At 37.4% G+C, this 1549-nt stretch carries 1 protein-coding gene; it reads right to left on the bottom strand.

Annotation, left to right across the window (positions count from 1 at the left end):
* Nucleotides 1-128 precede the first annotated feature (128 nt).
* Nucleotides 129-1160 (bottom strand): branched-chain amino acid aminotransferase, encoded by a 1032-nt coding sequence (locus ACEN3Z_RS11790; protein ID WP_407090970.1) that lies wholly within the window; start codon nt 1158-1160, stop codon nt 129-131.
* Between the last annotated feature and the right edge of the window lie 389 nt (nt 1161-1549).

The following is a 1549-nucleotide window of genomic DNA, read 5'->3' as shown; positions in this document are numbered from 1 at the left end:
ATTTGTGGTCACTCCTTTGTATTCTTTGGTCGGAATTACAAGTTGAGTGTACCACAAATGGCTGTTTTAGTTGTCTAGCTTAATTTTACAATCGGCGATTCCTTTCTTTTAATCCAAGTCATCAACAATTAAAATTCAACTTTTTGAATCCAACCTTCGGGTCCTTCTTTTTCACCAAATTGGATTCCAGTTAATTCATCATAAAGGGCTCTAGTTAGTGGTCCGACTTCAGTTTCTGAATAGAAGACATGTTTCTTGTCGCCTTGAGTAATACTTCCAATCGGTGTAATCACTGCGGCTGTCCCCATAGCCCCTGCTTCTTTGTAGTGATCCAGTTGGTCAATAAAGACGTCACCTTCAAAAGTTTCTAAACCAAGCACATGTTCTGCTAAATGCAATAAAGAGTATTTTGTAATACTTGGTAAAATAGACGGTGATTTAGGTGTGACAAAGACATCATCTTCAGTAATAGCGAAAAAGTTCGCTGCCCCGACCTCTTCAATTTTTGTATGTGTTGCTGGGTCTAAGAAGATTGAATCCGCAAAGTTATGCACTTGAGCTTCTTTTCCCGCTTTAAAACTTGAGGCATAATTTCCTCCCACTTTAGCTGATCCGGTTCCTCTTGGTGCAGCTCGGTCATATTCACTGACCATGAAAGGTGCGGGTTGTAAACCGCCTTTAAAGTATGAACCGACAGGTGTAACATATATTCCGAATAAGGCTTCTGATGCCGGAGATACGCCGACGATATCACCGACTCCGATTAAGAATGGTCGAATGTAAAGCGTTGCACCTGTTCCATAAGGAGGAATCCACTCTTCGTTTGCACGGACGATTTCTTTTACCGCTTCAACAAACGCATCTTCTGGATACGGTGGCAACATCACTTGATCAGCTGAGCGTGCTAGTCGTTTCGCATTTTCATCTACTCTGAATAAATTTACTGAACCGTCTTTTGTTCTGTAGGCTTTGAGTCCTTCAAAACATTGTTGACCAAGATGTACTGCTGGTGAAGCTTCACTAATTGTGATTGTATTGGCCTCAACTACTTGGCCTCCATCCCATTTCCCATCTTTATAGTATGCTCTAAAACTCTTACCAGTATTTATGTATCCAAAACCTAATGTTTCCCAATTTAAATCTTGTGGTTTAACTGACATTTCCATTATTAATCTTCATTCCCTTTCCCAAAAAATTTTATTACAAAAAAAGCCTATTTAGATTAACTAATAATCTAAACAGGCTTTGACAGCTGTATATTAAAAAAGCGAGATAAAATCTGCCGCTCGTTTAGATTATTAGTCTATACGAGCAACAAAAAACTTTAGCACGCATAGATACAAACTTGAAAGTTTTTTTCGTGTTTGTATCTATACTGCGGATACAAACACTACCTAATAATGCTAATAATTGTAGCTAATTTAAATGTGTGTGTGCTAAAAGTTTTCATGTTATCTCTCTCCAAATATCTTTAGTAAATACAATTTATCATCATAAAATGAATTTGTCAACTACTTTCTAATTTAAATGGTTCTACAATAAATAGGGT

The sequence above is a fragment of the Ruoffia sp. FAM 26254 genome (assembly GCF_045528545.1).
GTDB classification, from domain to species: domain Bacteria; phylum Bacillota; class Bacilli; order Lactobacillales; family Aerococcaceae; genus Ruoffia; species Ruoffia halotolerans.
This window is presented reverse-complemented; position numbering and strand designations above follow the sequence as displayed.